The sequence below is a fragment of the Rhizobium sp. NZLR1b genome (assembly GCF_019685155.1).
GTDB lineage: Bacteria > Pseudomonadota > Alphaproteobacteria > Rhizobiales > Rhizobiaceae > Rhizobium.
On the sequence record NZ_JABDWC010000010.1, the window covers coordinates 17423 to 43060 of the forward strand.

Annotated in this window: 23 protein-coding genes, 1 tRNA gene, 2 pseudogenes and 1 riboswitch; of the genes and pseudogenes, 9 read left to right on the forward strand and 17 right to left on the reverse strand. The window is 61.7% G+C overall.

Features of this window, described 5'->3' with window-relative positions:
* Positions 1-921: a nucleoside hydrolase gene (locus HJB84_RS16240; protein WP_221116357.1), complete on the forward strand. Its 921-nt coding sequence runs from the start codon at positions 1-3 to the stop codon at positions 919-921.
* Positions 918-2705 carry an adenine deaminase gene (locus HJB84_RS16245; RefSeq protein ID WP_221116358.1) on the forward strand — a complete coding sequence of 596 codons (1788 nt, stop codon included), beginning with the start codon at positions 918-920 and terminating at the stop codon, positions 2703-2705. Before HJB84_RS16240 ends, HJB84_RS16245 begins: the two co-directional genes overlap by 4 nt.
* A gap of 144 nt (positions 2706-2849) precedes the next feature.
* Here the strand turns inward: HJB84_RS16245 and HJB84_RS16250 are convergent, their stop codons facing one another.
* The 8 genes from HJB84_RS16250 to HJB84_RS16285 all read right to left on the reverse strand — a co-directional run bounded on the left by HJB84_RS16250 (position 2850) and on the right by HJB84_RS16285 (position 11741).
* Positions 2850-4019, reverse strand: coding sequence for a M20 aminoacylase family protein (locus HJB84_RS16250; protein ID WP_221116360.1), 1170 nt, complete (start codon positions 4017-4019; stop codon positions 2850-2852).
* 92 nt (positions 4020-4111) lie between these two features.
* Positions 4112-5617 carry a tripartite tricarboxylate transporter permease gene (locus tag HJB84_RS16255; RefSeq protein WP_221116361.1) on the reverse strand — a complete coding sequence of 502 codons (1506 nt, stop codon included), beginning with the start codon at positions 5615-5617 and terminating at the stop codon, positions 4112-4114.
* Between the two features lie 9 nt (positions 5618-5626).
* A complete protein-coding gene (locus HJB84_RS16260) occupies positions 5627-6088 on the reverse strand; it encodes a tripartite tricarboxylate transporter TctB family protein (protein ID WP_221116363.1) in 462 nt (153 codons plus the stop codon).
* A 212-nt stretch (positions 6089-6300) separates the two neighbouring features.
* Positions 6301-7284 (reverse strand): tripartite tricarboxylate transporter substrate-binding protein, encoded by a 984-nt coding sequence (locus HJB84_RS16265; RefSeq protein ID WP_221116364.1) that lies wholly within the window; start codon positions 7282-7284, stop codon positions 6301-6303.
* 211 nt (positions 7285-7495) lie between these two features.
* On the reverse strand, positions 7496-7945 hold the full coding sequence (locus HJB84_RS16270) for an SRPBCC family protein (RefSeq protein ID WP_207581635.1): 450 nt from the start codon (positions 7943-7945) through the stop codon (positions 7496-7498).
* Positions 7946-8112: 167 nt separating this feature from the next.
* Positions 8113-8436: a helix-turn-helix transcriptional regulator gene (locus HJB84_RS16275; RefSeq protein WP_207584368.1), complete on the reverse strand. Its 324-nt coding sequence runs from the start codon at positions 8434-8436 to the stop codon at positions 8113-8115.
* A gap of 156 nt (positions 8437-8592) precedes the next feature.
* Positions 8593-9951 (reverse strand): sigma-54 dependent transcriptional regulator, encoded by a 1359-nt coding sequence (locus HJB84_RS16280; RefSeq protein WP_221116365.1) that lies wholly within the window; start codon positions 9949-9951, stop codon positions 8593-8595.
* Complete coding sequence (locus HJB84_RS16285; RefSeq protein WP_259671108.1) at positions 9948-11741, reverse strand: sensor histidine kinase; 1794 nt, start codon at positions 11739-11741, stop codon at positions 9948-9950. Before HJB84_RS16285 ends, HJB84_RS16280 begins: the two co-directional genes overlap by 4 nt.
* A gap of 191 nt (positions 11742-11932) precedes the next feature.
* Between HJB84_RS16285 and HJB84_RS16290 the strand changes: the two genes are divergently transcribed.
* Positions 11933-12595 (forward strand): sulfite oxidase-like oxidoreductase, encoded by a 663-nt coding sequence (locus HJB84_RS16290; protein WP_207581637.1) that lies wholly within the window; start codon positions 11933-11935, stop codon positions 12593-12595.
* Here the strand turns inward: HJB84_RS16290 and HJB84_RS16295 are convergent.
* From HJB84_RS16295 to HJB84_RS16305, 3 genes are read right to left on the reverse strand one after another with little or no spacing between them, the layout of a single operon-like run.
* Entirely contained in the window at positions 12580-13212 is a 633-nt protein-coding gene (locus tag HJB84_RS16295) for a hypothetical protein (protein WP_207581638.1), read from the reverse strand. The two genes, HJB84_RS16290 and HJB84_RS16295, sit on opposite strands and share 16 nt — an antisense overlap.
* A 51-nt stretch (positions 13213-13263) precedes the next feature.
* Complete coding sequence (locus tag HJB84_RS16300; protein WP_221116366.1) at positions 13264-14010, reverse strand: CbtA family protein; 747 nt, start codon at positions 14008-14010, stop codon at positions 13264-13266.
* Between the two features lie 13 nt (positions 14011-14023).
* Positions 14024-14233, reverse strand: coding sequence for a CbtB domain-containing protein (locus tag HJB84_RS16305; protein ID WP_065692515.1), 210 nt, complete (start codon positions 14231-14233; stop codon positions 14024-14026).
* Between the two features lie 13 nt (positions 14234-14246).
* A riboswitch (adenosylcobalamin (AdoCbl) riboswitch) is annotated at positions 14247-14389 on the reverse strand.
* A gap of 77 nt (positions 14390-14466) precedes the next feature.
* Between HJB84_RS16305 and HJB84_RS16310 the strand changes: the two genes are divergently transcribed.
* Together HJB84_RS16310 and HJB84_RS16315 are read left to right on the forward strand one after the other, a co-directional pair.
* On the forward strand, positions 14467-15021 hold the full coding sequence (locus HJB84_RS16310) for a histidine phosphatase family protein (RefSeq protein WP_207581640.1): 555 nt from the start codon (positions 14467-14469) through the stop codon (positions 15019-15021).
* 452 nt (positions 15022-15473) lie between these two features.
* Entirely contained in the window at positions 15474-17045 is a 1572-nt protein-coding gene (locus tag HJB84_RS16315) for a bifunctional diguanylate cyclase/phosphodiesterase (protein ID WP_221116367.1), read from the forward strand.
* Between the two features lie 67 nt (positions 17046-17112).
* On the opposite strand, the gene HJB84_RS16320 is transcribed toward HJB84_RS16315, so the two are convergent.
* Positions 17113-18714, reverse strand: a complete 1602-nt coding sequence (locus HJB84_RS16320; RefSeq protein WP_221116368.1) for an inorganic phosphate transporter — start codon at positions 18712-18714, stop codon at positions 17113-17115.
* Between the two features lie 138 nt (positions 18715-18852).
* Between HJB84_RS16320 and HJB84_RS33605 the strand changes: the two are divergent.
* A pseudogene (locus HJB84_RS33605) lies at positions 18853-19170 on the forward strand (acetate/propionate family kinase); the annotation flags it as partial.
* Between the two features lie 34 nt (positions 19171-19204).
* On the opposite strand, the gene HJB84_RS16330 reads toward HJB84_RS33605, so the two are convergent.
* Positions 19205-20095 carry a helix-turn-helix domain-containing protein gene (locus HJB84_RS16330; protein WP_221116369.1) on the reverse strand — a complete coding sequence of 297 codons (891 nt, stop codon included), beginning with the start codon at positions 20093-20095 and terminating at the stop codon, positions 19205-19207.
* Positions 20096-20211: 116 nt separating this feature from the next.
* Between HJB84_RS16330 and pobA the strand changes: the two genes are divergently transcribed.
* The 3 genes and pseudogenes from pobA to HJB84_RS16340 all read left to right on the forward strand — a co-directional run bounded on the left by pobA (position 20212) and on the right by HJB84_RS16340 (position 22764).
* Entirely contained in the window at positions 20212-21384 is a 1173-nt protein-coding gene (gene pobA, locus HJB84_RS16335) for a 4-hydroxybenzoate 3-monooxygenase (protein ID WP_221116370.1), read from the forward strand.
* A 52-nt stretch (positions 21385-21436) separates the two neighbouring features.
* Positions 21437-21574, forward strand: a pseudogene (locus HJB84_RS34115) (ABC transporter ATP-binding protein); the annotation flags it as partial.
* A gap of 356 nt (positions 21575-21930) precedes the next feature.
* On the forward strand, positions 21931-22764 hold the full coding sequence (locus HJB84_RS16340; protein ID WP_221116371.1) for a VCBS domain-containing protein: 834 nt from the start codon (positions 21931-21933) through the stop codon (positions 22762-22764).
* 104 nt (positions 22765-22868) lie between these two features.
* On the opposite strand, the gene HJB84_RS16345 is transcribed toward HJB84_RS16340, so the two are convergent.
* The 4 genes from HJB84_RS16345 to HJB84_RS16360 form a co-directional block, all read right to left on the reverse strand.
* Positions 22869-22945, reverse strand: a tRNA-Met gene (locus HJB84_RS16345).
* 135 nt (positions 22946-23080) lie between these two features.
* Positions 23081-24280 (reverse strand): tRNA 2-thiouridine(34) synthase MnmA, encoded by a 1200-nt coding sequence (gene mnmA / locus HJB84_RS16350; RefSeq protein WP_221116372.1) that lies wholly within the window; start codon positions 24278-24280, stop codon positions 23081-23083.
* 417 nt (positions 24281-24697) lie between these two features.
* Complete coding sequence (locus HJB84_RS16355) at positions 24698-25189, reverse strand: SRPBCC family protein (RefSeq protein ID WP_221116373.1); 492 nt, start codon at positions 25187-25189, stop codon at positions 24698-24700.
* A complete protein-coding gene (locus HJB84_RS16360) occupies positions 25189-25539 on the reverse strand; it encodes a helix-turn-helix transcriptional regulator (RefSeq protein ID WP_207584371.1) in 351 nt (116 codons plus the stop codon). Before HJB84_RS16360 ends, HJB84_RS16355 begins: the two co-directional genes overlap by 1 nt.
* Positions 25540-25638 lie beyond the last annotated feature (99 nt).

Genomic DNA, 25638 nt, shown 5'->3' on the forward strand with positions numbered 1-25638 from the left:
ATGGGCGTCTGGATCGACACCGACATGGGCTTCGACGACATCGCCGCCATTCTGGTGGTGGGTCAATCGGAATTAGAAATCGACGGCGTATCGCTGGTCTTCGGCAATACGCCGCTGCCGCAGGTGAAAACCAATGCCGCCTCCGCTGCCAGTGCCTTCGGCTGGAAATTCCCGATCCACACCGGTCGCGCCATGCCTGTTATCGGCAAGCTCGAAACCGCACAGGCGATCCTCGGCGAAACCGGCATCCCGACCATCGGCAGGAGCCTGCCGGAGGCCCCCGCTCTTGCTGAAAGCGATGCCTTTGCAGCGCTTTGCCGGTGGTTGGAAGATCAGGGCCAGCACCGTATGCTGGCGCTCGGGCCCCTCACCAATATCGCCGCCGTGGCGCTCGCTCGCCCCGATCTTGCCGCCCGTATCAGCGAACTCGTCTGGATGGGCGGCGGCGTCACTTCGGGCAACCATACGGCGTCTGCCGAGTTCAACGCGCTCGCCGATCCGGAAGCGCTGTCGATCGTCATCGCCCATGGCTTGCCGCTGCGCATGGTCGATCTCGATCTCTGCCGCAAGGTGCTGGCAAGGCCGGAGGATGCCGAGCCGGTGCGCAGTGCCGGCGGCACCAATGCCAAGCTGATCGCCGATATATTTGCGGGTTATATCCGCATCGGCACCAGCCGCGGCCGCCCGAGCATGGCGATCTACGATCCCACAGCCGCGGTGGCCTTCGTCGCTCCCGATCTCGTCAGCTTCCGGCCCGCGCGTATCGACGTCGAGCTGCAGGGCGCCTTGACCCGTGGCCGCACCGTCGTCGAGACCCGCGCTACGCATGCAGCCTTCAATGCCCAATTTGCCGCCGACATCGATGCCGACAGGGCGCGTGTCATTATCCTTGAAGCCCTGGTCAACGAGGCCCGGAAATGAACGCCATCCCTCACCAGGAACCCGGCGATCTCAACGATCCCACCATGCGCGCGCGGGCCGTCGCCGCCGCACGCGGTGATGCTCCCTTCGATATGCTAATTACCGGCGGCCGGCTGCTCGACGCGGTGACGGGCCTGATCCGCGAGGCCGATATCGGCCTCGTTGGCGCCCTGATTGCGAGCGTCCACACCTCGGCAAGCCGCACGGATGCGGTCGAGATCATCGATGCGGCAGGCGGCATCGCAACACCCGGTCTGATCGACACCCACATGCATGTCGAAAGTTCGATGGTGACACCGGCGGAATATGCGAGCGCCGTGCTGGCGCGCGGCGTCACCACGGTCGTTTGGGATCCGCATGAATTCGCCAATGTCCATGGCCTTGACGGTGTGCGCTGGGCGATCGAGGCGGCACGCTGCCTGCCGCTGCGCATGATCCTGCTCGCTCCCTCCTGCGTGCCGTCGGCGCCCGGCCTGGAACTTGCCGGCGCCGATTTCGATGCCTCCGTCATCGCCGAGATACTGCGCTCCTCCGCCGTCGGCGGCGTCGCCGAGGTGATGAACATGCGTGGCGTCATCGACGGCGATCCGCGCATGATGGCCATCGTCAATACCGGCCTTGCCTCCGGCAAGCTCGTCTGCGGTCATGCCCGCGGCCTCAAAGGCCCCGAACTCAACGCCTTCATGGCCTCGGGCATCACGTCCGACCACGAACTCACTTCCGGCGGCGACCTCGCGGCCAAGCTTGCCGCCGGCTTGACGATCGAGCTGCGCGGATCGCACGACCATCTGCTCCAGGAATTCGTCGAGGTGCTGAATGGTCTCGGCCACCTGCCCCCGACCGTGACACTCTGCACAGACGACGTCTTTCCCGATGAACTCTACGAAGGCGGCGGCCTTGACGACGTCGCCCGCCGGATGGTGCGCTACGGAATGAAGCCGGAGTGGGCGATCCGTGCCGCAACCTTCAACGCCGCACAGCGGCTGAAGCGATCCGATCTCGGCCTCATCGCCCCCGGCCGCCGCGCCGATATCGTGCTCTTCGAGGACCTTACGGAATTCCGGTCGCGGCTGGTCATCTCAAGCGGTCGCGTCGTCGCCCGCAACGGCAGCATGCAGGTTGACATCCAGCAGCTCGATCCGGCGCCGCTTGAAAATTCGGTGAAGCTCCCGCAATTTGCCGAAGATGATTTCCGCATTCCGTCGAGCTGCGAGCGCGTCCGTGTCGCCACCATCGACCGCCCGCGTTTCACGCAATGGGGTGAGGCGGAGACAGAGGTCAGAGACGGGTTCGTCGTACCGCCGGCCGGCAGCGCCATGATCGCCGTCGCCCATCGCCACGGCAAAGCCGACGGCACCCCGCGCATCGGCTTCCTCACCGGCTGGGGTGAATGGCGCGGCGCCTTCTGCACCACCGTCTCGCATGACAGCCACAACCTCACCGTCTTCGGCGGCAATGCGCGCGACATGGCGCTTGCCGCCAACGCCGTCATATCAGCCGGAGGCGGAATGGCCGTCGCCAAAGACGGAAAGATCGAGGCGCTCCTGCCGCTGCCGCTTTCGGGCCTAGTGACCGACGCATCGCTAAAGGACACCGCTTCGGCCTTTGCCGGCATCCGCAAGGCCATGGAAAAAATCGTCGACTGGAAACCGCCCTATCGGGTCTTCAAGGCCTGCTTCGGCGCAACGCTCGCCTGCAATGTCGGCCCGCACCAGACGGACCGGGGAATTGCCGATGTGGTGACGGGCGAGCTGCTGGAAAGTCCGGTGCTGGAGGTTTTGTAGGGCCGATTGAAGGGAGTGCCGTGCGGCCGCAAGCGCGGGTCTAAAGCGCGTCGGATTAGACTTGATTCATGTGACGCGCTTTAGCTCTTTGTTTTTATGCATGTCGTTATCCCGAAACCGCTGCACACTTCCGGGCGACATGCGTTAAATCCTCAACTCCCGCTCCACTAACGCCACCCAGTAAGCCGCCCCATATCCAAGCGCCCCATCGTTGAAATCATAAGCTGTGTTGTGATGCAGCGCCCCATCCACCGCTGGCCCGTTGCCGAGCCAGACGTAACAGCCCGGCGCATTCTGCGCGAAGAAAGCGAAGTCGTCGCCTGCCGTGGACGGCGGATAGTTTGTCCGCACCTTCCCGCCGAACACCGGGCCGGCGGCTGCGAGCGCCCGCGCTGTCGCATCCGCATCGTTGATAACAGGCGGAATCCGCCGCTCGAATACGTAGTCGACGGCAACCGCGTACATAGCCGCAGTGCCATGAGCCAACCGACCGATCTCAGTCTCCAGCTGATCGCGTACCTCGGGTGAATAGGCCCGCGCCGTCCCGCCGATCTCCACGATATCGGGAATGACATTCAGCGCCTTCGGGTCACCGGCCTGCAGGGAACACGCGCTGACGACGGCCGGCTGCAGCGGATCGACCACCCGTCCGACGATGGTCTGCAGCGATGACAGGAAGGTGCCGGCGGCCGTGATCGGATCGCGGCCGAGATGCGGCTTGGCGCCGTGGGTGCCGATGCCGCGAAAAGAGATGCGCCAGCTGTCGGAAGAGGCGAGCTGCGGCCCCTCGACCACGGCGATCTGGTCAATCGCAAGTCCAGGCATGTTATGCAGCCCGTAGACGGCATCGCAGGGGAAAAGTTTGAACAGCCCCTCCTCGACCATGCGCCTTGCCCCGCCTCGCCCTTCTTCCGCCGGCTGGAAGATGAAATGCACCGTGCCGGAGAAGCCTCGCGTCGCCGCAAGATGCCGCGCGGCACCGAGCAGCATCGCCGTATGACCGTCATGGCCGCAGGCATGCATCTTGCCGGGCACCGTCGATCTATAGGGCCGCTCCGCCGTTTCAGGCATGGCGAGCGCATCCATATCGGCCCTGAGCCCGATCCGGCGCGTGCCGTTGCCGACCTGCAACGTGCCGACCACACCGGTACCGGCCAGCCCGCGATGCACGGCGATGCCAGCCTCTTCGAGAAGTCGCGCGACGATACCGGCAGTGCGCTCCTCCTCGAAACCGAGTTCGGGATGGGCATGAAGATCGCGGCGCAAGGCCGTGAGGAACGGCAGATCGTCCTTGATCCGGGCGGGAATGCTCATGGGCCTGGAAATCCCTTCATGCGAAACGGGCCCCCAACCGGCGCCCGCGTCAGATCATCCCTTGTTTATCAAACGGTTCGCAAATTCAATCATCAAGTCTCTTCGACGAACACCTCTTCGCGCTTCTTCTTCACGCTTGGCAGGAAGACGATGATAAGCACGGCAAGCGCGATGGCCAGAAGAGTGGCGCTGATCGGCCGTGTGACGAAGGTCGTTGGATCGCCGCGCGACAGGATCATCGCACGTCGCAAATTCTCCTCGAGCAGCGGTCCGAGCACGAAGCCGAGCAAAAGCGGCGCCGGCTCACAGCGAAGCTTTGCCAGCACATAACCGATGAGCCCGAAGAAGGCGACGGCATAGAGGTCATAAACATTGGCGTTGACGCTGTAGACCCCGATCGAGCAGAAGGCCATGATGATTGGGAAGAGCACGTAATAAGGCACGGTCAGGAGTTTCACCCAGAGCCCGATCAGTGGCAGGTTGAGGATGACCAGCATCAGGTTGCCGATCCACATCGAGGCGATGATGCCCCAGAACAGCGCCGGCTGCTCGGTGGCGACGTTCGGGCCCGGCACGATGCCCTGGATGATCATCGCGCCGACCATCAGCGCCATGACGGGATTGGCGGGAATGCCGAGCGTCAGCAGCGGAATGAATGAGGTCTGCGCCCCGGCATTATTCGCCGATTCCGGTCCGGCGACACCGGCAACCGCGCCCTTGCCGAATTCCGCCGGCGTCTTCGAAATCCGCTTTTCCACCGTATAGGAGGCGAAGGAGGCTAGGATCGCGCCGCCGCCCGGCAGAATGCCGAGCGCCGAGCCGATCACCGTGCCGCGAATAATCGGCGCGATCATCTCCTTGAATTCCTGGCGAGAGGGCAAAAGGCTGGACACCTTGGCCATCAGTACCGTGCGTGTCGACTCGCCCTCGAGGTTGCGCAGGATTTCCGCCAGCCCGAAGACCCCGACCGCGAGCGCCACAAAGTTCAACCCGTCCGCATATTCACGGATGCCGAGCGTGAAGCGCGGCGTGCCGGTATAGATGTCGGTGCCGACGAGACCGAGCAGCAGCCCGAGTGCCACCATCGCCAGCGCCTTGACGACCGAGCCATGCGCGAGAGCAATCGATGAAACGAGGCCGACGATCATCAGCGAGAAATATTCCGCCGAGCCGAATTGCAGCGCGATCGCGGTCAGCGGCGGCGCGAAGATCGCAACGAGGAAGGTCGAGACCGTGCCAGCGAAGAACGAACCGAGCGCCGCGATCGCAAGCGCTGCCCCCGCCCGTCCCTTGCGCGCCATCTGGTAACCGTCGATCGCGGTTACGGCGGAGGAGGATTCACCCGGCATGTTGATGAGGATCGCCGTGGTTGAGCCGCCATACTGCGCGCCGTAATAGATGCCGGCGAGCATGATCAGCGAGGAGACCGGTTCGAGCTGGAAGGTGATAGGCAAGAGCATGGCGATCGTCGCCGTTGCGCCGATGCCGGGCAGCACGCCGATCAGCGTGCCGAGCAGCACGCCGATCAGGCAGAAGAGCAGGTTTTCCGGAGTGCCGGCTGTCGCAAAACCGAGCGCGAGATTGCTGAAAAGATCCATCATCGCCTCCTAGAACCGGACCCAGGGGCCGAAGCGCTCGAACGGCAGCCCGAGCCCGTAGCTGAAGACCGCCACCGAAAAAACCGTCAGCAGCAGCGAAAGAATGATAGCGAGCAACACATTCATCTTTTGCGATGCGAAGCAGGCGACGAATGCGGTGAAGAACAGCGCCGGCGCAAATCCGAGCCCGCGCACCGTCAACCCGAAGAACACCGGCGCCGGCAGGATGAAAAGCATGCCGCGCCAGGCGAAGGGATCGATCGGCTCACCCTCGACCCGGAGGGCCTGAATGAAGATGACGGCGCCGAGAAGCACGAGCACGCAGGCAAGCACCAGCGGAAAATAACCCGGCCCCATTCGCACTGCCGTGCCGAGGTCGAGCTCCAGCGACTGGAGGGCGAAGAAGGCGCCGGTCGCGACGAAGAGCGCTCCGCAGATCGCATTGGTGGTATCGAAACTGATGGATTTCATGGTGTCTCCTGGAGTTGGAGATGGAGCGTCGTTACTGCAGCAATTACCGCTCATCCGCCTTCCGACACCTTCTCCCCGCAAGCGGAGAGAAGGGGATATGCCGCAAACCTCTCAGCTTTGCCACCATTGTAATGGGCAAGTCCCCTCTCCCCGCGTGCGGGCAGAGGATTAGGGTGAGGGGCTCATCCGGCATGTCCTGGACGAGACAAGTCTCAGTCCGCATATTCGCCGGCAGCCTCGATCACCGGCTTCCAGCGGGCAATCTCGCTTTCGAGCTTGGCCTTCAGCGCAGCCGGCGTCGCATCGGCATCCGAGGATGGCGCCGTGCCGAGTTCGGCGAAGCGTGCGGCGACATTCGCGTTCTTCAGAGCGACCTGCAGCGACTTCGACAGACGTTCGTTGATCGCGGCCGGCGTGCCCTTCGGCGTGTAGATGCCGTGCCAGATGCCGACTTCAAAACCCGGAAGGCCGGCTTCGACTGCAGTCGGAACGTCCTTCAGCACGTCGAGGCGGTTGGGCGAGGTCACGGCATAGGCCTTGATGGTGCCGCCCTGGATCTGCTTCGTCGTGTTGGTCGTCTGGTCGCACATGACGTCGACCTGGCCGCCGAGCAGATCGGTCATGGCAGGGCCGGTGCCTTTGTAGGGCACGGTCGTCAGCGGTGTCTGGATGGCGCTCATCAGCATCATACCGCAGAGATGCGAGGCCGCACCGATGCCGGCATTGGCGACCGTCACCTTGTCCTTGTTGGCCTTGATATAATCGATCAGCCCCTTGAGGTCAGTGGGCTCCATATCCTTGCGTGCAACGATTGTCATCGGCACCTCGGTGACGAGGCCGACATAATCGAAGGCGCCGAGCGTGTCATAGGCGAGCTTGCGGTAGAGCGTGGCGCTGGTCGCCATGCCGATATGGTGCAGCAGGATGGTGTAGCCGTCGGGATCGGCACTCGCCACCCGGCCGGCGCCGAGCGTGCCGCCGGCGCCGCCGACATTTTCGACGACGATCTGCTGGCCGAGATCCTTCGACATGGATTCGGCGACGAGGCGCGCCACGGTGTCCGTCGGGCCGCCGGCCGCAAACGGCACGACCATGGTGATGGTGCGCTCGGGATAGGTCTGCGCCGAAGCGACGCTGACGAGAAGAGAGACCGCGGCAGCCGCGGTCAGGCCGAGCATGGCCTTCTGGATTTTCATCGTTTCCTCCCTGATGAAATAAGCAAGCCCGCCGCCGCATCCTCCGCGCCGGTTCGGATCACTCATTTGCCGCCAGGAAAAATCGACCTGCAATCATCGCCAACGCTTTCGAAAGACGATTTTGCGATAGTGCGATGCGGCATGGGTCCATTTGGAAACAAACGGCCTGCGCAATGGGTGGAAATCCACCCATTGCACCATGACCACCGGCTTATTTTTTGGGAGGCAGCACGACTTCACCGGTCTCGATCAGCGACTTGAGGTTGGAGAGAATGCGTGGCCAGCCGCCGGAAACGGCATCGATGAGCTTGGAGTTCTCGACTGCGATGGAATGGGTGACCGTCAACTTGGTGGCCGTATCATTGACCGGCTCGATCTCCATCACGCATTGCGAATAGCCCTCGGCCTTCAGCTCGGGCATGAACTCGTTCCGCCACTTCAATACGAGCCGTTTCGGCGGATCGCATTCCAGGATCTCGCCGGTGTCGGCGACCGATCCGTCCTCAAACAGAAGCTTCCAGGCAGCGCCTGCCCTCCACTCGGTGTCGAAATGTGCGCCGAGCCAGAATTTCTTCATGAATTCGGCTGTCGTCAACGCCGCCCAAAGCTGCTCGGGCGTCGTGCGGATAAAGGTGACATAGTTGTATGTACTGCCAGCCATGATGATACTCCCTTGTGGCCAGGACAAGAACAGGATGATTCTAGGCCGGGTCGGCCTAAAATCTGAATCCTGCTCTCAATTAGATAGTTAGAGCATGATGTCGTCCGAAAACCGCTCACACTTTTCGGCATCGTGGTCTAAGTACTCCCGATGGCCAGGCCGCGGATCTAGTTGCCGCCCTTGCCTTCGAGGGTCTTCTTCAGATCGGCGAGCGCATTCAGCTGCTGCCGCTCGAATTTGTTGATCCAGCGTTGCGCGATCTCGTTGATCGGCACGGGATTAATGAAATGCAGCTTCTCCCGACCTTGGCGCTGCGACGAAACGAGGCTCGCCTCCTCCAGGATCGCGACATGTTTGGCCACTGCCTGGCGCGTCATGGCGAGCCCTTGGCAGAGCTCGGCCAGCGTCTGGCCGCTTCTGGCATGCAGCCGGTCGAGCAATTGCCGCCGGCTCGCATCCGCCAGAGCCCGAAAAACCGCATCGTCATCCATGTCTTTATACGGAACCATCTGGTTGCCTGTTATTGTTTATAGGCAACCAAACAGTTGCCTGTCAAGCGGCGATTTATCGATTGCGAACCACCCGCCGACGCTGGACAGTGAAATTGAAATCGGGAAACCTCGTCCGGCAACCACGCCGCGCTCGGCTCAAGGCTCGCGCTGGACTTCGCCGGATATCTCCGTCGCCAACAGCTTCTTGTCGAGCCCGTATTTCTGCATCTTCTCGTAGAGAGTCTTCCGCGAGATGCTGAGCGATTCATAAACAGGTCTCAGGCTTCCGCCATGAGCAACGAGAGCGCTGGCGATCACGCCGCGCTCGAATTCGGCGACGCGCTCGGCCAGCCCCACCGCCTCGCCCGCCTGCCGCCCACCGCCATCGAGGCCGAGCACCAGACGATCGGCGGCATTTCTCAATTCGCGCACATTGCCCGGCCAGTCGCGCTGGGCGATGTCGGCGATCACATCAGGCAGCACGACCATCTCGTCGCGGCCGTAGCGAGCAGCTGCCTCCCGCACCAGCTGCAGGAAGAGCAGCGGAACATCCGCCCGCCGCTGCGACAGTGATGGCACATGCAGCGTCGCGACATTCAGCCGATAGAAGAGGTCGGCCCGGAAGCGTCCGGCCGCCACCTCCGCCTCCAAGTCGACCTTGCTCGTGGCGATGAAGCGTACGTCAAGCGCCACGACCTCGTTCGAGCCCAGCCGCGAAATCACCCGCTCCTGCAGCACCCGCAGGAACTTCGCCTGCAGGTCGATGGGCATCGAGCCGATCTCGTCAAGCAGGATCGTGCCACCGCGCCCGTGTTCGAATTTTCCGCAACGCGGCCTCACCGCGCCCGGAAAGGCCCCCACCTCATGGCCGAAAAGCTCACTCTCGATCAGGTTCGCCGGCAGCGCGGCACAATTGATAGCGATGAACGGCCGGCTCGCCCTGGCGCTGATATCATGGAGCGCCCGCGCCACCACCTCCTTGCCGGCCCCGGTCTCGCCGACGATAAGGGTATCGGCATCGGTCGCCCCGATCGCGCGAATGCGGTAGCGCAGATCCACGATCACCTGCGTGCGCCCCGGCAGCCGCGCCTCGATATCGTCGCGCTTGCCGGCGACCGCCTTCAGCAGCCGGTTTTCGAGCACGAGGCCGCGCCGCTCCATCGCCCGGCGGATGACGCCGGCGAGCATCTCGGGGGTGAACGGCTTCTCGATGAAATCATAGGCGCCTTCGCGCATCGCTTTCACCGCAAGCTGAACGTCGCCGTGGCCGGTGACGAGAATGACCGGCACCTCTGGGTCGAGTTCGCGGATCTTCTGCATCAGCGTCATGCCGTCCATGCCGGGCATGCGGATATCGCTGACGACGACGCCGGGAAAGCTGTAGCCGATCAGCTCCAGCACATGATCGCCGTTCGAAAAGGTCTCGACACTAAAGCCGGAAAGCTCCAGCGCCTGCGCTGTCGAGCGGCGCAGTTCCTCCTCATCGTCGACCAAAAGGATCTTCGCATCGTTCATTCCGCCGCCTCCGGCATCAGCCGTGCCGCCGATTGTAGCTCGATGCGGAATACCGCGCCTCCTTCGGGATGATCGGCAGCAGTAAGGCTGCCGCCGAAATCCTTGATGATGTTGTAGGAGATCGAAAGCCCGAGACCGAGCCCTTTGCCAACGCCCTTCGTCGTGAAGAAGGGATCGAAGATGCGCTCGGCGATGGCCGCCGGTACACCTGGCCCATGGTCCCGCACGGTCAGTACCACTTTGCCGGCCGCCTCGAAGGCCGAAACCTCGATGCGTCTGTCATCCAGCCCTTCGACCGCATCGGCCGCGTTGGAAATCACATTCACCAGCACCTGCTGCAGCCGCACCGAACCGGCGCGCACGATCGGCGGTCGGCTACCCAAATCAAGCCTGAGTTCGGCATCGGCCGCCTTCAGCCGCCAGGCGATGATCTCGAGCGTATCATGCATCGCCTCGTCGAGAGAAACCGACCCGAGCTTCTCGTTCGGTTTGCGCGCAAAATTGCGCAGGTGCCGGCTGATTGCGGCCATGCGGTCGATCAACCCGCCGATCCGCCGGATATTGTCCCCCGCCTCCTCCGTCCGACCGCGATCGATGAGAACGGAGGCGCTGTCCGTATAGGTCTTGGCGGCGGCGAGCGGCTGGTTGAACTCGTGCGACAGCGCAGCTGACATCTGCCCGAGGCCGGCAAGCTTGCCCGCCTGGATGAGATCGGCTTGTGTCTGACGGAGCTGCTGCTCGGTCAGACGCCGTTCGGCAATCTCTTCTTCTATGCGGCTGTTGACGCGGGCAAGATCGGCCGTGCGTTCCTCGACGCGCCGCTCCAGCTCGTTGCGAGCTTCAGCCTGCATCTGCATGCGCTCGGCCAAGCGCGCCCTCCGCTGCCGCAGAACAGCAACCGCGAGCCCGGCAATGCAGAGGACGAGAAAAACCGCCGCAAGCGCGGTGCGCGCCTGGGTGCGGATGGAACTCGTCTCCATCAGCACGTTCACCGTCCAGTCCTCGGCCGGCATGTAGTGCGACAGCACCAGATATTCGCTCGAACCGCGCTCGCCAGTGAGCGTCATCAGCTCGTGCGGCTCAAGGCGCTGGCGGGTCACTGGCAGTGCCGTCAGCCTGGCATTGGCATAACGCCGCGACGCTTCCGTTCGCGCTATGCGGTCGGCCGTCAGCGGCAGGATTGCACCGTAGAGCCATTCCGGGCTGCCGGACATGAAGATGATGCCCTCCGGATCGGAGACGAAGATCTTGTATTCGCCGCCGCCCCAGGAGGATTCGATCATGTCGATATCGACCTTGAAGACGATGACGCCGCGAATATCCGCGCCGGCCCGGATCGGCGCAGCGAAATAATAGCCCCGCTTCAGCGAGGTGGTGCCGAGCGCATAGAACCGCGCCTGCCGGCCTTCGATCGCCTCCTGGAAATAGGGCCGATAGCTGAAATTCTGTCCGACGAAGCTTCCCGGTCCATCGTAATTGCTCGCCGCGATCGTCTCTCCGTCCGGCTTGACCACATAAATGTCGGAGGATTTCAGCAGCCCGTTGATCTCCTTGAGATAGAGATTGGCCGCGCCGCGCAGTGCTGCATCTTCAGGCGCACTCACCAGTTCCTTGATATCGTCGTGATCGGCGATCAGCGCCGGAAGCGCCTCGTAGCGGTTGAGATGACCGCTGAGCGCCGAGACGGCAAGGCGCAGCGCCGTTTTCGCCTGCGCCGAAGCTTCCCCCATATAGGCGCGCGTCGCGATCGCGCCTCCATAGGTGAAGAAGACGAAGATGATCAGCGGCATCACCAGCAGCGCCGCTATCGCACGATATCTCGAAGACAGATCCTGCTCCTCCCCTTTCTGCCTCCACTCCCCAGTGAGGCATACCCGACGGCACAAGTCTAATAATACCCACAGTGATTTCCAAGGGCCCGTCGAAACTTGACACCCGGCAAAGGCCGATGTCCTATTGCGGCATCGTAGGGAACCCGATCATGAGCGACGACCAGACGCCCGCCGACAGCAAGCTCACCAGCTCCAAGCGTCGATGGGCGGCTGAAGGTAAATTCCTGACCGGCCGCATCAGCCGTCCCGAAGCTGAGCGCCTGCCGCCCGGCCAGCACCTCGTCAAAAACTGGCCGGTGCTCGATCTCGGCCAGCAGCCCGTCATCTCCACGAATAGCTGGCGTCTCGAGCTGCGCGGCCTCGTCGAAACGCCGCTCACCCTAACCTGGACCGACTTCCAGGCGATCGAGCAGAGCACCAAGGTCAGCGATATCCACTGCGTCACCACCTGGTCGCGCTACGACAACAAATGGAAAGGCGTTTCGACCCGCGATCTGCTCGATCGCGCCATGCCAAAGCCCGAAGCCGGTTACGTCATGCTGACGAGTTATGACGGCTATACCACCAACCTGCCGCTTGCCGATTTCGCCGCCGAGGATGCGATCCTTGCGACATCGTGGGAATGCCTGCCGCTGACGCCGGATCACGGCGGCCCGATGCGCCTCGTCGTACCGCATCTCTATTTCTGGAAAAGCGCCAAATGGCTGCGCCGCATCGAGCTGATGCCCGCCGACCAGGCCGGCTTTTGGGAAAAGAACGGTTACCACATCTATGGCGATCCGTGGCGCGAGCAGCGCTATTCCGACGATTGAGCCTTCGGCCGCAGAAAGCGGCCCAGCGCAAACGTCACAAGGGCGAACAGAGCGGCGAGCCCCGTCAGCGACGCCATGCTGGCGGGATGAAACGGCACTTTGCTCCAGCGCGGCTTGACGACATCGGCTGTGTTGAAGGCCTCGCCGCTGAACCTGCAAGTGATGAGCGCCAGGCTGCGCCGCACCATGTCGGCATCGACCGCGGAAATGATTTCATTAGCCGCAACGGCCTCCCGCGGCATCTCACGCATCTCAAGCAATACCGCCTTGGCCGCCGCGAGATAAGCATGAGCACATTCGTTGAACGGGCTCTCCTCGTCGCTCACGCTGCCCGGCATCCGCCCCCAGAGACAATAGGAATATTGGATTTCGGCATAGTTCAGAACGCGCCGGAACAGCTCGTTTGTATCAGTCGCGCGTGACGCCAACCCGATAATTTCGCCGCGGTAGTCTGAAATCACCGCCATCTCGCCATGCGAGATTTCCGGGATATCGAGGCCGGTATCGCTGCCGCCGACGCTGCGGCTATGGGCAAGCGCGTTTTCGCCAACCGCACAAAACCAAGCGGCGGCGGCAAACGCCGTCGACAGAATCGATATGGTTTTGCTGCTTTTCATACTCGCTCGAAAAACTTGAGGGCGCCGGCAAGGCGGCGCCCCTCGATGCGTTCAGTGAAATGCCGGTGCCGGTCGAGCCCGCTGCCCGCCCTTCACGGCAAGCAGCTTTTCCGCCAGCGCTCCGAAGCCAAGACCGAGCGTTGCCCAGAGGATCACCTGCATGCCGAGCGAGGTCGTGCGGAAACGCCAGAGCACCATCGCCGAGAACTTCTCCGGCACTTCGTTGATCGACGGCAGCAAATAGAACACCAGGCCCATGAAGACGAGATAGGTGATGCCGGCGATGATCGCCCCGTTCCACAGACCGAAACGCTCGGAAAGGCGCCGCGACAGCGCCACCGCGGCAATCAAAGCAGCGATCGAGACGACGATCATCAGGAAGAACAGCTCGGTCCTGACGCCGATCGTATCGGGATTGCCGACCGCCGGCGGATTGGCCGGATACTTGATACCGGGAACGACGACGATCGCCACGAAGGCGGCAAGGGCGATGACCGCCGAGGTGCCGCGTGCCGAAAGCCTGCTGATGCGGCCGTGCACGAAAGCGAAAGCGAGCGCGAAAAGCCCGCCGACGGCAATGCTGTAGGCCATGACGCCGGTGAAGAGGCCAAGACCGGCCTGCGTGGCACGGCTGACGATCTCAGGTTCGGCAGCTTCGCCCGCCGCCTGGGCGCTCGCCTCCTCGAAGGCGATCGCCGCATCGACCAGCGGCTCGCCGAAGATATGCGCGAAAGCAAAAACCAGAATACCAGCGATCAACCCCGCGAGCATGCCGCGAAGTAGAAGATTTCCGACCATGTCAGGATCCCCCTTAGTGGCAGGGAAAGCCGAGGAGATGACGGCCGTCATGCACGAATTCGTGCACATACATGCCGTTGAACAGCGCCATCGCGCCTTCCTCGGTGCCGACGAAATAGATGGCGATCAGCATCAACAGGCCGCCGAAGATCGCCCAAGGCAGGATTTCTCCTACCGGGATTGGCGCCGGTGCCGCGACGGGCGCAAAAGTGGTGTCAGACATGTATTCCTCCGGGAATGACGCGTTCAGTCGAAAGAGTGCTTATGCGGCAGGGTCTGACTTCCAGCGCGAAGAACCTTCGACACGCTGGTCACAGCGGCGCGACCGTGCCGGATTTACACCGGCTTCCAAACCCGCAACAGCACGGTTATATCTGCAGGCCGAAGAGCCTGTCAACGAAACTTCATGAAGCGGCGAAGGGCTGTTCCCACCGCTATCCGGAGATCGCAACGACCGTGAATACGCGACTTATCTGGATCTGCCACGGCGCGACGGCAGCGAGCCGCAAGGCCCTGTTCCCGCTCGATGAACCGCTGGACAACAAGGCCGCGGAAGAAGCGGCCAGGATGACCGCCCTGCCCCGCGCCGATCGTATTGTCACCAGCCCGGCTTTGCGCGCCCGCCAGACGGCCGAAGCCCTCGGCCTCGACGCCCGGATAGATCAGGCGCTTCGCGACTGCGATCACAGGCGCTGGGCCGGCAGGTCGATCGCAGCGATCGAGGCAGAAGAGCCGGAGAACCTCATGGCCTGGATGTGCGATCCTGAAGCGGCTCCGCACGGGGGCGAGAGCCTTGTTGATCTCAGAACACGTGTCGGCGGTTGGATGGACAATGAATCCGCTCTCGGCGGCCATGTGATCGCCGTCAGCCACGCGGCCGTCATCCGAGCGGCGATCGCGTACGTACTTCAGGCGCCGCTCTCCTCCTTCTGGCTCGTCGACGTCGAGCCGCTTGGCATTGTTCGCATGACCAGCAATGGACGGCGCTGGTCTCTGCGATTCCAGCATTAGCGATCCCTCATTTTATCCAGCCTTACACAAGCAAATCGCGTCATCTCTATTGAACCCGGTTCTACCGGGACTACTTCCTTGTCCCAAGGAGATGGAAGACATGACATATGACTGGAGTGGGGAGCGCACGCGGCGCCTGCGTTTGGTGCGTGTCGCCACAATTGCGGTTCTGGTCGGTCTCATCGTCAGCGTACCGCTGCTGATCGTTACCGCCTGAAGCACGAAAAGGGCGAGCGGTGCCACGGCACGCTCGCCTTCGTTCTTTCCCCCGCCTGCCGGTCTGCAACCACGACGACGATCGCGCTCAGCGTTTTACCCGGTTCCGCGAAAGCGCCCTCAGTCCCTCCACGGCACAGCCATAGGCTGCCCCTCTGATAATTCGCCTTCTGGTTTCAACGAACATTTCAGACTTTCATGATTACTTCGGCGCGGGTGGAGTCGGAGAAGACCATATGCCGGTGTTTTTCCAAAGCAAGGCCGGAAGGCAATGCGTGTCGATTGTCGGGCTTGGGATAACCCTCTGGCTCCTCGGCGCGCTGTTGCAGCTTGACGACAGCCTTGTCTTCTTCATGACCGGTTTCGGCGAATACGGCGCCGACAAGCTCGTTCTGGCGCTCGGTATCGCCGGCGCCATGAGCTTCATCTATTCGGTGCTGCGCATCGCCGACCTGCGCAAGGAAACCGAACTGCGCGCCGCCGCTCAGGCGAAGGCCGATTGGACCGCCACCCACGACCATCTGACCAAACTGCCGAACCGCTACGCCTTCGAGCGCAAGATTCTCTCACGGCCAGTCAAGGACGACGAGTACGAGGTCGAAGAGTGGAGCCGCAACGTCACCATCTTCTCCGTCGATCTCGACGGCTTCAAGAAGGTCAACGATCTCGTCGGTCACAAGGGCGGCGACGTTCTGTTGATCGAGGTTGCCAGACGGATCTGCGCGCTCGGCAACGCCGATTGCGTCTATCGCTTCGGCGGCGACGAATTCATCATTGTCGCCTTTGCTCTGACGGCGCAGCGCGAGGAGCGTTTTGCCAGGCTGCTGATCCAAGCCGTCACCCGGCCGATCCATATCGATGGTTTTGCCGTCGAAGTCGGCGCCAGCGTCGGCTATGACCGTTGGGCCGAGCGAGCCGAACCGCTGGAAGATGCCGCTCATCGTGCCGACCTCGCCATGTACGAGGCGAAATCTCGAGGACCCAACCACTATTTCGTTTTCGAACCTGCAATGCAGGACAAGGTAACGGAACGCGCTGCACTGGAAACCCGGCTGCGCGGGGCAATCGCCAATAAGGCGATCAAACCCTTCTATCAGCCGCTGATCGACCTGAAGACCGGTCAGCTCTGCGGCTTCGAGGCGTTGGCGCGTTGGATCGGCGACGATGGCGTCAACATTCCGCCTCCGGTCTTCATCGATATCGCCGAGGAAACCGGCATGATCACTGCGCTGTTCGAGGATCTCCTTGCTCAGGCCTGCAGCGATGCACTCACCTGGCCCGAGCATGTGACATTGTCTTTCAACGTCTCGCCGGTCCAGATGGAAGACAGGCTGTTGACCTCGCGCATTCTCAAGGTGCTTTCGGCAAGCCGGCTGCCGCCGCAGCGCCTGGAAGTCGAGATCACCGAGAACGCGCTGATCCAGGATCCGGCCATCGCCGCCGTGATTCTCGACGAACTGCACGCCGCCGGCATCCAGATCGCACTCGACGATTTCGGCACGGGCTATTCGAGCCTGGCCCAGCTCGCCCGCTATCGTTTCGACAAGATCAAGATCGACAAAAGCTTCATCGCCACCTATCGCGACGACGAACGTCAGGAAAAAATCGTCCGCGCCATGCTCGGACTCGGCAGGAGCCTCAACATCAAGACGACCGCTGAGGGCGTCGAGGAGCACGGCCAGCTCGCCTTCCTGCTGCAGCTCGGCTGCGACATCGGCCAAGGCTATCTTTTCGGTAAGGCGATGCCCGCCGCCGAGGCGGGCATCTTCATCAGCGATCGTAATGCCAGTCTAGCCTCAACGGCCTGACGTTATGCCTACCTTTTTGACGCAATTCCGGACGGAAAACTGCTTCGCACTTTTCCTGGAATTTGCTCTAAAAGACCTGACGCAGGATTACGAAGAGCACGAAGGCGATTGCGATCGAGGCCGGCAGCGTCAGCACCCAGGCCATCAGCATGTTGCGCACGGTCGACCATTGCAGGCCGGAACCGTTCGCCGCCATGGTGCCGGCGACGCCCGACGACAGCACATGCGTGGTCGAGACCGGCAGGCCGAGTTGATCGGCCGAGGCGATGGTGATCATCGCGACGACTTCGGCTGCCGCTCCCTGCCCGTAGGTCAGATGCGTCTTGCCGATCTTCTCGCCGACGGTGACGACGATACGCTTCCAGCCCACCATCGTGCCGAGGCCAAGCGCGATCGCGACCGCCACCTTTACCCAGAGCGGGATGAACTTCGTCGCGTTGTCGACCGCCTTGTGATAGTTCGTCACCGCGAGGAGATCGCCGGCATCCATCGGCAACAGCTTCTGCTTGTCAATCAGCTTCAGCGCCTCGCCAATCAAGTAGATGTCATTGCGGACGTTGCCGACGAGATTGGTCGGCACCGCTTCGAGCGTCGGGAAGCCAGCGACTTCGGCGCTCGTCTGATGAATATATTGCTGCAGGGCCGGCGTCGTCGCATCCGTCCAGGTCTTGTTCTTGACGGCGTTGCTGACTTCGGCCTTGTAGTCGGTGACGGTCACGCCTGGCTTCACATATTTGCCGAGCGCGGCTTCCACCTGGACCGATGCCGACTTGTAGGCTTCAAGATAGTTGACATCGGGCGTGCGGTTTAGTGCGAAAGCTGTCGGCACGAGGCCGATCAGGATGAGCATGATGAGGCCCATGCCCTTCTGGCCGTCATTGGAACCGTGGGCGAAGCTGACGCCGGTGCAGGTGAAGATCAGGATCGCACGGATCCAGAGCGGCGGCGGCTGGTTGCCCTTCGGTTCGGCATAGAGCGCCTTGTTGCGCACCAGAAGCTTCATGACCAGCAGAAGCACCGCGGAGAGACCGAAGCCGATCAGCGGCGAGATCAGCAGCGACAGGCCGATATTGGTCGCCTGCGACCAGTCGACGCCGCTGGTCGCAGTGCCGGCTGGTGCCAGGAACTGGTTTGCTAGGCCGACGCCGATGATCGATCCCACCAGCGTATGCGAACTCGACGACGGCAGGCCGAGATACCAAGTGCCGAGATTCCAGACGATCGCGGCGATCAGCAGCGCAAACACCATGGCAAGGCCAGAGCCGGAGCCCACCTGCAGGATCAGTTCCACCGGCAGCAGCGCCAGAATGCCGAAGGCGACGGCGCCGCTCGAGGTCAGTACGCCGAGAAAGTTGAAGAAGCCGGACCAGATGACGGCGAATTCCGCCGGCATGGAACGGGTGTAGATGACAGTGGCGACGGCATTGGCCGTATCGTGGAAACCGTTGACAAATTCGAAGCCGAGCGCAATCAGCAGTGCAAGGCCCAAGAGAATCCAGGGAACGGCAACTGCGGTTGTCAGGTCGCGTCCGAGTGCATAGGCGACATATCCGAGGCCGCAGACCAGAACCAGCCCGAATACCGGCAAGAACCATTTGCCGGCCGAATTCGAACTGTGGAGCGGGTGGGAAGCGTCGCTATGAACCTGGCTGGGGGCAATATCGGCCATGGCATAGTTCCTTATTCCGTTTTGCAAATTTGCCTTTTGTTAATAATTCCGCCGCGTGAAGCTCTCATGACGCCTGTCTGGCCCGTGAGCCACTGACATCGGACGATAGACCGTCACCGATATCCGGCCGGCGCGTCCATGAACATGCGGCGTCACAATCCCAGCAAGATCGATATCTTCGCGATTGATGGCGCCAAAGCGGGGCGCCTCGGCAAGGGCGTGATCGATTTCCGCGCCGAGCCGCTCTTACTCGGACTAAACCGGGGATCGCAGACATTCGACATGCCGTTGAAGGCCGAGGTGATGAAAGACCTGCACGGCGTCATCGATGAGACCTTTGCGCATCTCGGCGATCATTTCGACATGGCCGCCACCCGCGCCGCCGGCCACCGCGTCGTGCACGGCGGCAACTGTTTCACCCGCGCAATCACCCTCGACGATGCCGTCAATGATTCCGAGACCTGCGATTGCGTAGCCGAATGCCGAAACCCTACGCGCGTTCAAGCCGAACCTTCTCCCTCATGCGCCAGACCCGCGGCGTTTCTCCCGTATATTTCAGGAAGAAGCGCGAGAAATAGGCGGGGTCGGCAAAGCCGAGCCGAAATCCGATTTCCTGAACGCTGCCAAGCGTGAAAACGAGCTGGCGTTTCGCCTCGTCGACGAGTTTGCCGGCGATCAAAGCGTGCGGGGTGCTGCCAGTCATCGACCGGACGATCCGGGTGAGATGTGCCGGCGAAACTCCGAGTTCTCTGGCGTAGAAGGAAGCGGGCTTGTGCGATCGAAAATGCTGCTGAAGAAGCTCGTTTAGCTTTTCCATGCGCCGCTCGTTCTCATTCGACGCAAGTTCGTCACTGTTTCCCTCCTGTGAAATCCTCGCCGTCAGCCGCAGCACCAGAGCCACGTAGGCGCCCAGCGTCTCGTTGCGGCCGCTGCGGCGATTTTCGAATTCGTCGCCCAGTCGCCGCACCGTCTGCATGACATACACAGCTTCGGCATTATCAGGATCGAGGGGCGTCAGATGCGGCGTCGCCAGCCATTCGCCGAGCTGGCTCCGCTCGCCGGGCAGATGGCTGAGATGGGATCGCAATAGGGTGATCACAATGCCGTCGATATCGCGTGAAAACCGAAAGCCGTGATTGAGCCCGGGCGGTACGGTGACGATTGCCGGCGGCCGGATGGCATGCCTCTCCTCGCCGAAGATCGCATCGCCGGAACCCGCTTTGATGTACAATATCTGAAAGAAACTCTCGTGACGGTGCGGGCGTATTTCCCATTGATGCAAGCTGCTGCGGGAGCGAACTGTTTCGCAATGCAACCAAAAATCCGGCTCTCGCCCAGTATTCTCACCGTAGAGCTCGTAGGTCGGGACATGTCTGCTCATCGGGCTCTCCCGCACTAATGTTCGATTAGTGCAATTTTAAGGCCGGGATGTCCATTGCTGCAGCAAGGGCGACGGGGCAGAATCTGGCAAAACGCAAAAATGCAGGGAGGACGCATTTGCGAACCAAGGTCGCCATCATCGGCTCGGGGCCATCCGGCCTGCTGCTCGGTCAGCTTCTGACCGAGGCCGGCATCGACAATGTCATTCTCGATCGCGTGAACAAGGATTACATCCTCGGCCGGGTTCGCGCCGGCGTTCTGGAGGAAGGCACCGTCGGACTGCTGGATCAAGCCAAAGCGGCAGCGAGGCTGCATGCCGAAGGCCTGCCGCATGACGGTTTCTCACTCGCCTTCGACGGACGCGACCATCGCATCGACCTGCATGAACTGACAGGCGGCCGGCGCGTGACGGTCTACGGTCAGACCGAGGTGACGCGCGATCTCATGGAGCGGCGCGAAGCAAGCGGCGCCCTGTCGATCTACGATGCCGCCGATGTCGCGCCGCATGATTTCGACGGCCGCGCTCCCTTCCTCACCTACACAAAGGACGGCGCTGCCGGGCGCATCGATTGCGACTTCATCGCCGGCTGTGACGGCTTTCACGGCGCCAGCCGCAAGGCCGTCCCCGAACGGGCGATCCGGCGTTTCGAGAAGGTCTATCCCTTCGGCTGGTTGGGCGTTCTTGCCGACGTGGCGCCTGTCAGCCATGAGCTGATCTACGCCAACCATCCAAGGGGCTTCGCGCTCTGTTCGATGCGCTCGGCCACGCGCAGCCGCTATTATATCCAATGCTCGCGCGACGAGAAGGCGGAAGACTGGAGCGACGACCGCTTCTGGGACGAGTTGAGACGGCGCCTGCCGGCGCATCACGCCGAGGCGTTGACGACTGCGCCGTCCTTCGAGAAATCAATCGCTCCTTTACGCTCTTTCGTTGCCGAGCCGATGCGTTTCGGCCGGCTTTTCCTGGTCGGCGACGCCGCCCATATCGTTCCGCCGACCGGCGCCAAGGGGCTGAACCTTGCAGCCAGCGACGTCCATTATCTATTCTCCGGGCTGATCGAGCATTATCGCGAAGGCTCGGATGACGGCATCGACGCCTACTCGCAGAAAGCACTCGCCCGTGTGTGGAAAGCCGTGCGGTTTTCCTGGTGGATGACGACGATGATGCATCGTTTTCCCGATACCGGCGATTTCGACCAGAAGATCCAGGAGGCGGAACTCGATTATCTCACTCATTCCCGCGCCGCCTCGACGGCGCTCGCGGAGAACTATGTGGGATTGCCATTCTGATATGAAGATTTGAGACTGGTGCGCGAGCCATAGAGGTCTGCGTTTTGAAGGCATCCGGAGCGCGCTCGATTTCGCCGATCAGGTCGTCATTCTCGAGCGAGGCAGACTGGCCTGGACGGGAACATTGGAAAGTCTCTTCAGCGCTCATGATGCTGTCGAGACATTGCTCGTGGTCGGCGGGCTGCACTAATGAGACGATCGCAGAACCGTAGGCCCTCCCGGTTATTCCCTCGTTCCGTCACAAAGGTTGCGCTTCGTACGTCAGCAACTCATTCGGTATATCGTCATGACGACGTCATTGTTGGCCGGTCATTATTTCCTGCCAGGAATGCTTCTGCCACGGCCGACGAGACCGCAGCAGCACCAACACTTGAATTACGAGCAGGACCGACGTCATCGCCGCCTTCTTTATTTGGTGCCGGGAGCTGCAGCCAGTCGAATTTGCCGGCTGGAGTAGACGAATTAATCTCATGCTCCGGCAATTTACATTGCCAAGCCACCCGACAGGGTTGCATAGTCGAACACAACATCACAAGGGAGGTAGAAATGGCAAACCACAAGCCGGTCGCAGTTGACGTATACTTGCCTGTTTTCGATATCAACGATCCGATCAGTGGCGACATCCTCGAAAATACCAGTTCCACCGATGTCGATGGAGATCGGGTGCGCCTGAACTTCGTCAATGGACAACGAATTCCCCAACCCGCCGATCCGAACGGGCCCGCCACGAGCACGACGATCGAGGGGAAATACGGCACGCTGACTGTCTATTCCGACGGTGGTTACACTTATGCGCTCGATCATTCCAACCCGGTGGTATCAGCGCTCGGCCCAGGGGATCAACTCGTCGACCAGTTCAATTTCAAGATTTCCGATGGCAAAGGCGCCACGGACTTCGGCTTGCTCAATATCGCTGTCGACTTGCCGGAACGTGGCGACGTATTCGTCAATTTTGAGGATGTCGGCAAATACGACTTCCCGACCGGCTATAAAGGCTTCGATTGGGGCGCCTGGCGAGATGGTGACGACGCCACGGTTCAGAAAGAAGCCGACGGCAACCATGTTCTGTCGGGCGGCGTGTTCTGGACACCCATTCTATCCGCCGATGGCGGAACCTTCCAGATCGAGCAATTCAGCGTCGCAAACGGCACGTCGGACTATGACAACGTTCTGACGATCGAAGGTCATCTCAATGGCAATATCGTGTTCTCGACCACGGTTAACGTGACCGCCGACAGCATGGACGCACCACAAGTGATCGATCTCAGCGCCTGGGGCAAAATCGACTATCTTGTGCTCGACACCGAGCCCGTCATTACAGAAACGAGCGGTCCGGATTATTATGGTGCGCGATACGACGATTTTCATTTCATCGTTTGACTGGTGCCTGGACGGCGCGGGGTTTCCCGCGCCGGAAAGCTGAGACCAAAACGAGACCGAGCAAAGCGCTCCTGTCCAGCCTGTCGAAATGTCCGTGATAAGACTGGTAGCGGAGGAGGGATTTGAACCCCCGACACAAGGATTATGATTCCTCTGCTCTGACCTACTGAGCTACTCCGCCACTGGCCAAACGACACCTGCTCGCGAAGCGCAGCGGGCTCGTGGGATGAGCGGCTTATAAGGTGCGCTTCGGCTTTGTGTCAAGCGCATGATCGAGAAAAACGGTGGGTTTACCACCTGTTGTTCCCTATCGGTTTCAGGCGGCGACGGGGCTGGTCAAGAGGGCCTTCAGCGAAGCTTCCGCCGAAGGTTCGCGTTCGGAGCGCTCGATGAAACCCCCGCCGAAAACGCGGGCGTTGTCGCCGGGTGCGGAATAAAGCGCGCAGGCCTGGCCGGGGGCGATACCCGCCTCACCGACTGTGAGGTCGACATAAGTGCCGTTCGCATTGATATGCAGCACGGCGGGTGCCGGCGCCCGTGTCGAGCGAACCTTGGCGTAACAGGCGAAGCCTTTACCGGAGGCGGCTTGCGCAAGCGTCTCGTCGCCCAGCCAATTGACGTCGCGCAGGTAGACGCGGTGCGTTTCCAGCGCCTCTTTCGGCCCGACGATGACGCGGCGCGAACGGGCGTCGAGAAAGACCACGTAGAGCGGCTCGCCGGTGGCGATGCCGATGCCGCGGCGTTGGCCGATCGTGAAGTGCAGGATGCCCTCATGGCTTCCGAGCACGCGGCCGTCGAGATGGACGATTTCACCGGCGAGTGCCGCATTCGGCTTCAGCTTGGTGATGATGTCGGAATATTTGCCCTGCGGCACGAAGCAGATGTCCTGGCTGTCGGCCTTCTTGGCGACGACGAGGCCCATTTCTTCGGCGAGCCTGCGGGTCTCGGCCTTCGGCAGGCCGCCCAAGGGAAAGCGGAGGTAGTCGATCTGTTCCTGGGTCGTGGCGAACAGGAAATAGCTCTGGTCACGATCGGCGTCGGCCGGGCGGAAAAGCGCGCGGCGGCCGGGATTTTCGGGCGAAGGGTTCAGGCCCGAGCGGATATAGTGGCCGGTCGCCAGCGCATCGGCGCCAAGCTCCTTGGCGGTTGCCAGAAGATCGGCGAACTTGACGGTCTGGTTGCAGGAAACGCAAGGAATCGGCGTTTCGCCCGCCACATAGCTTTCGGCGAAGGGATTGATCACCGTCTCGCGAAAGCGCTTTTCGTAATCGAGCACGTAATGCGGAATGCCGAGCGTTTCGCAGACGCGACGCGCATCGTCGATATCCTGGCCGGCGCAGCAGGAACCGGCGCGGTGAACGGCGGCGCCATGATCATAAAGCTGCAGCGTAATGCCGAGCACGTCGTAACCCTGGCGTTTGAGAAGGCCGGCGACGACCGATGAATCGACGCCGCCCGACATGGCGACGACGACACGGGTATCTTCCGGCTGCTTGTCAAAATCCAGTGTGTTCAACGGTGGTGCCAAATTCTGCTTGGGTCACGATCCGCCCTTGCGCTGCAATTGCGGCGGATTTGCCGATATTCGGCGGGATCGGCCGCCGTCTCTCGATGAAGGACCGATATAGAAAGGATTGTCCGTGGACGCAAGGGGCAGCCTTCGGGTACCGATATTTCGCATTCCCGCCTGAAGAGAAGGCGCAGCCGAAGCCGCGCCTTGGAGCGGGGGTGCGGCTCAGGTGCCGATCAGCTTGTTGCAGGCGAATGCGATGCTCGGATTGGCGATGATGGCGGTTACGAACGCCAGTCCGATCGTCGAGAATGAAAAGTGTTTCATACACATCCTCCTATCCAGCCCACGACAATTATGCGGCTTCGCCCGCCTTTCTCAAAATGACGAATGCTTGATGGCATCCGGCCGCATGCCTGCTTCTCAGGCGGCCACATCAAGTTCCCTTGCTAGGGCCTCCATCAGCTCGCTGCAGCCGATTTCGCGGTTGGCGCCCGCCGAGGCATCGTCGAAATAGACGCCTTGCTCCGTATAGGTCATGACTGTGCCCCTGCCGGAGGGACTGAATTCGATGGTCGCCAGCGAGACCGAGATCGGCACTCCGCCCACTGCCATCCGGTAGGAGATGACGATGCGCTCGTCCGGCACGATATTCTGGTATTGCGTGTCGTTGGTGATCTCCGGTCCATCACCGAAGCGGAAGCGCGAAAACTCGGCGCCGCCGACACTGAAATCCGAGGTGAATTCCAGCACCTCCCACCCTTCGCCTTCGGCGAACCAGCGCCGCTTGCTGTCAAGATCAGCAAATGCGAAGAAGACGCGCTCAGGTGGCACGGGATAGGCACGCTCCACGGCGAAGGTGGCGTGGGAAACGGCTGGTTCGGCGGCCGTCGATTGCGTGGACTGCTCGGTCATCACTCTTTTCCCTCTCGTTGGTTATTTACGGCCGGCTGTGAAAGCATGTCGCCCAGGCGATCGAACCGCCGCTCCATCAGGCTTCTGCGCTCGGCCACCCAGCCGGCGATCCGATCGAGGCCGGATGGCTCGATGCGGCAGGTGCGAACCCGTCCGATCTTCTCGCTGCGGATGAGGCCGCTTTCCTCCAGCACCTGTAAATGCTGGACGATCGCCGCAAGCGACATGTCGAAGGGTTGCGCCAGCTCGCTGACACTGGCCGGGCCACGGCTCAGCCGCTCGACGATCTGCCGCCGCGTCGGCTCGACGAGGGCTTTCAGAATATCGTCAATGGTCGAATAGTTAAGCATGGGCTTGAGTATTGCGTCGTGACGTTCAATTGTCAAGTCATCACTTAACTATTCACACAGACGCTGAACCACGCCCTATCGAGCGCGGCGAGATTTGCA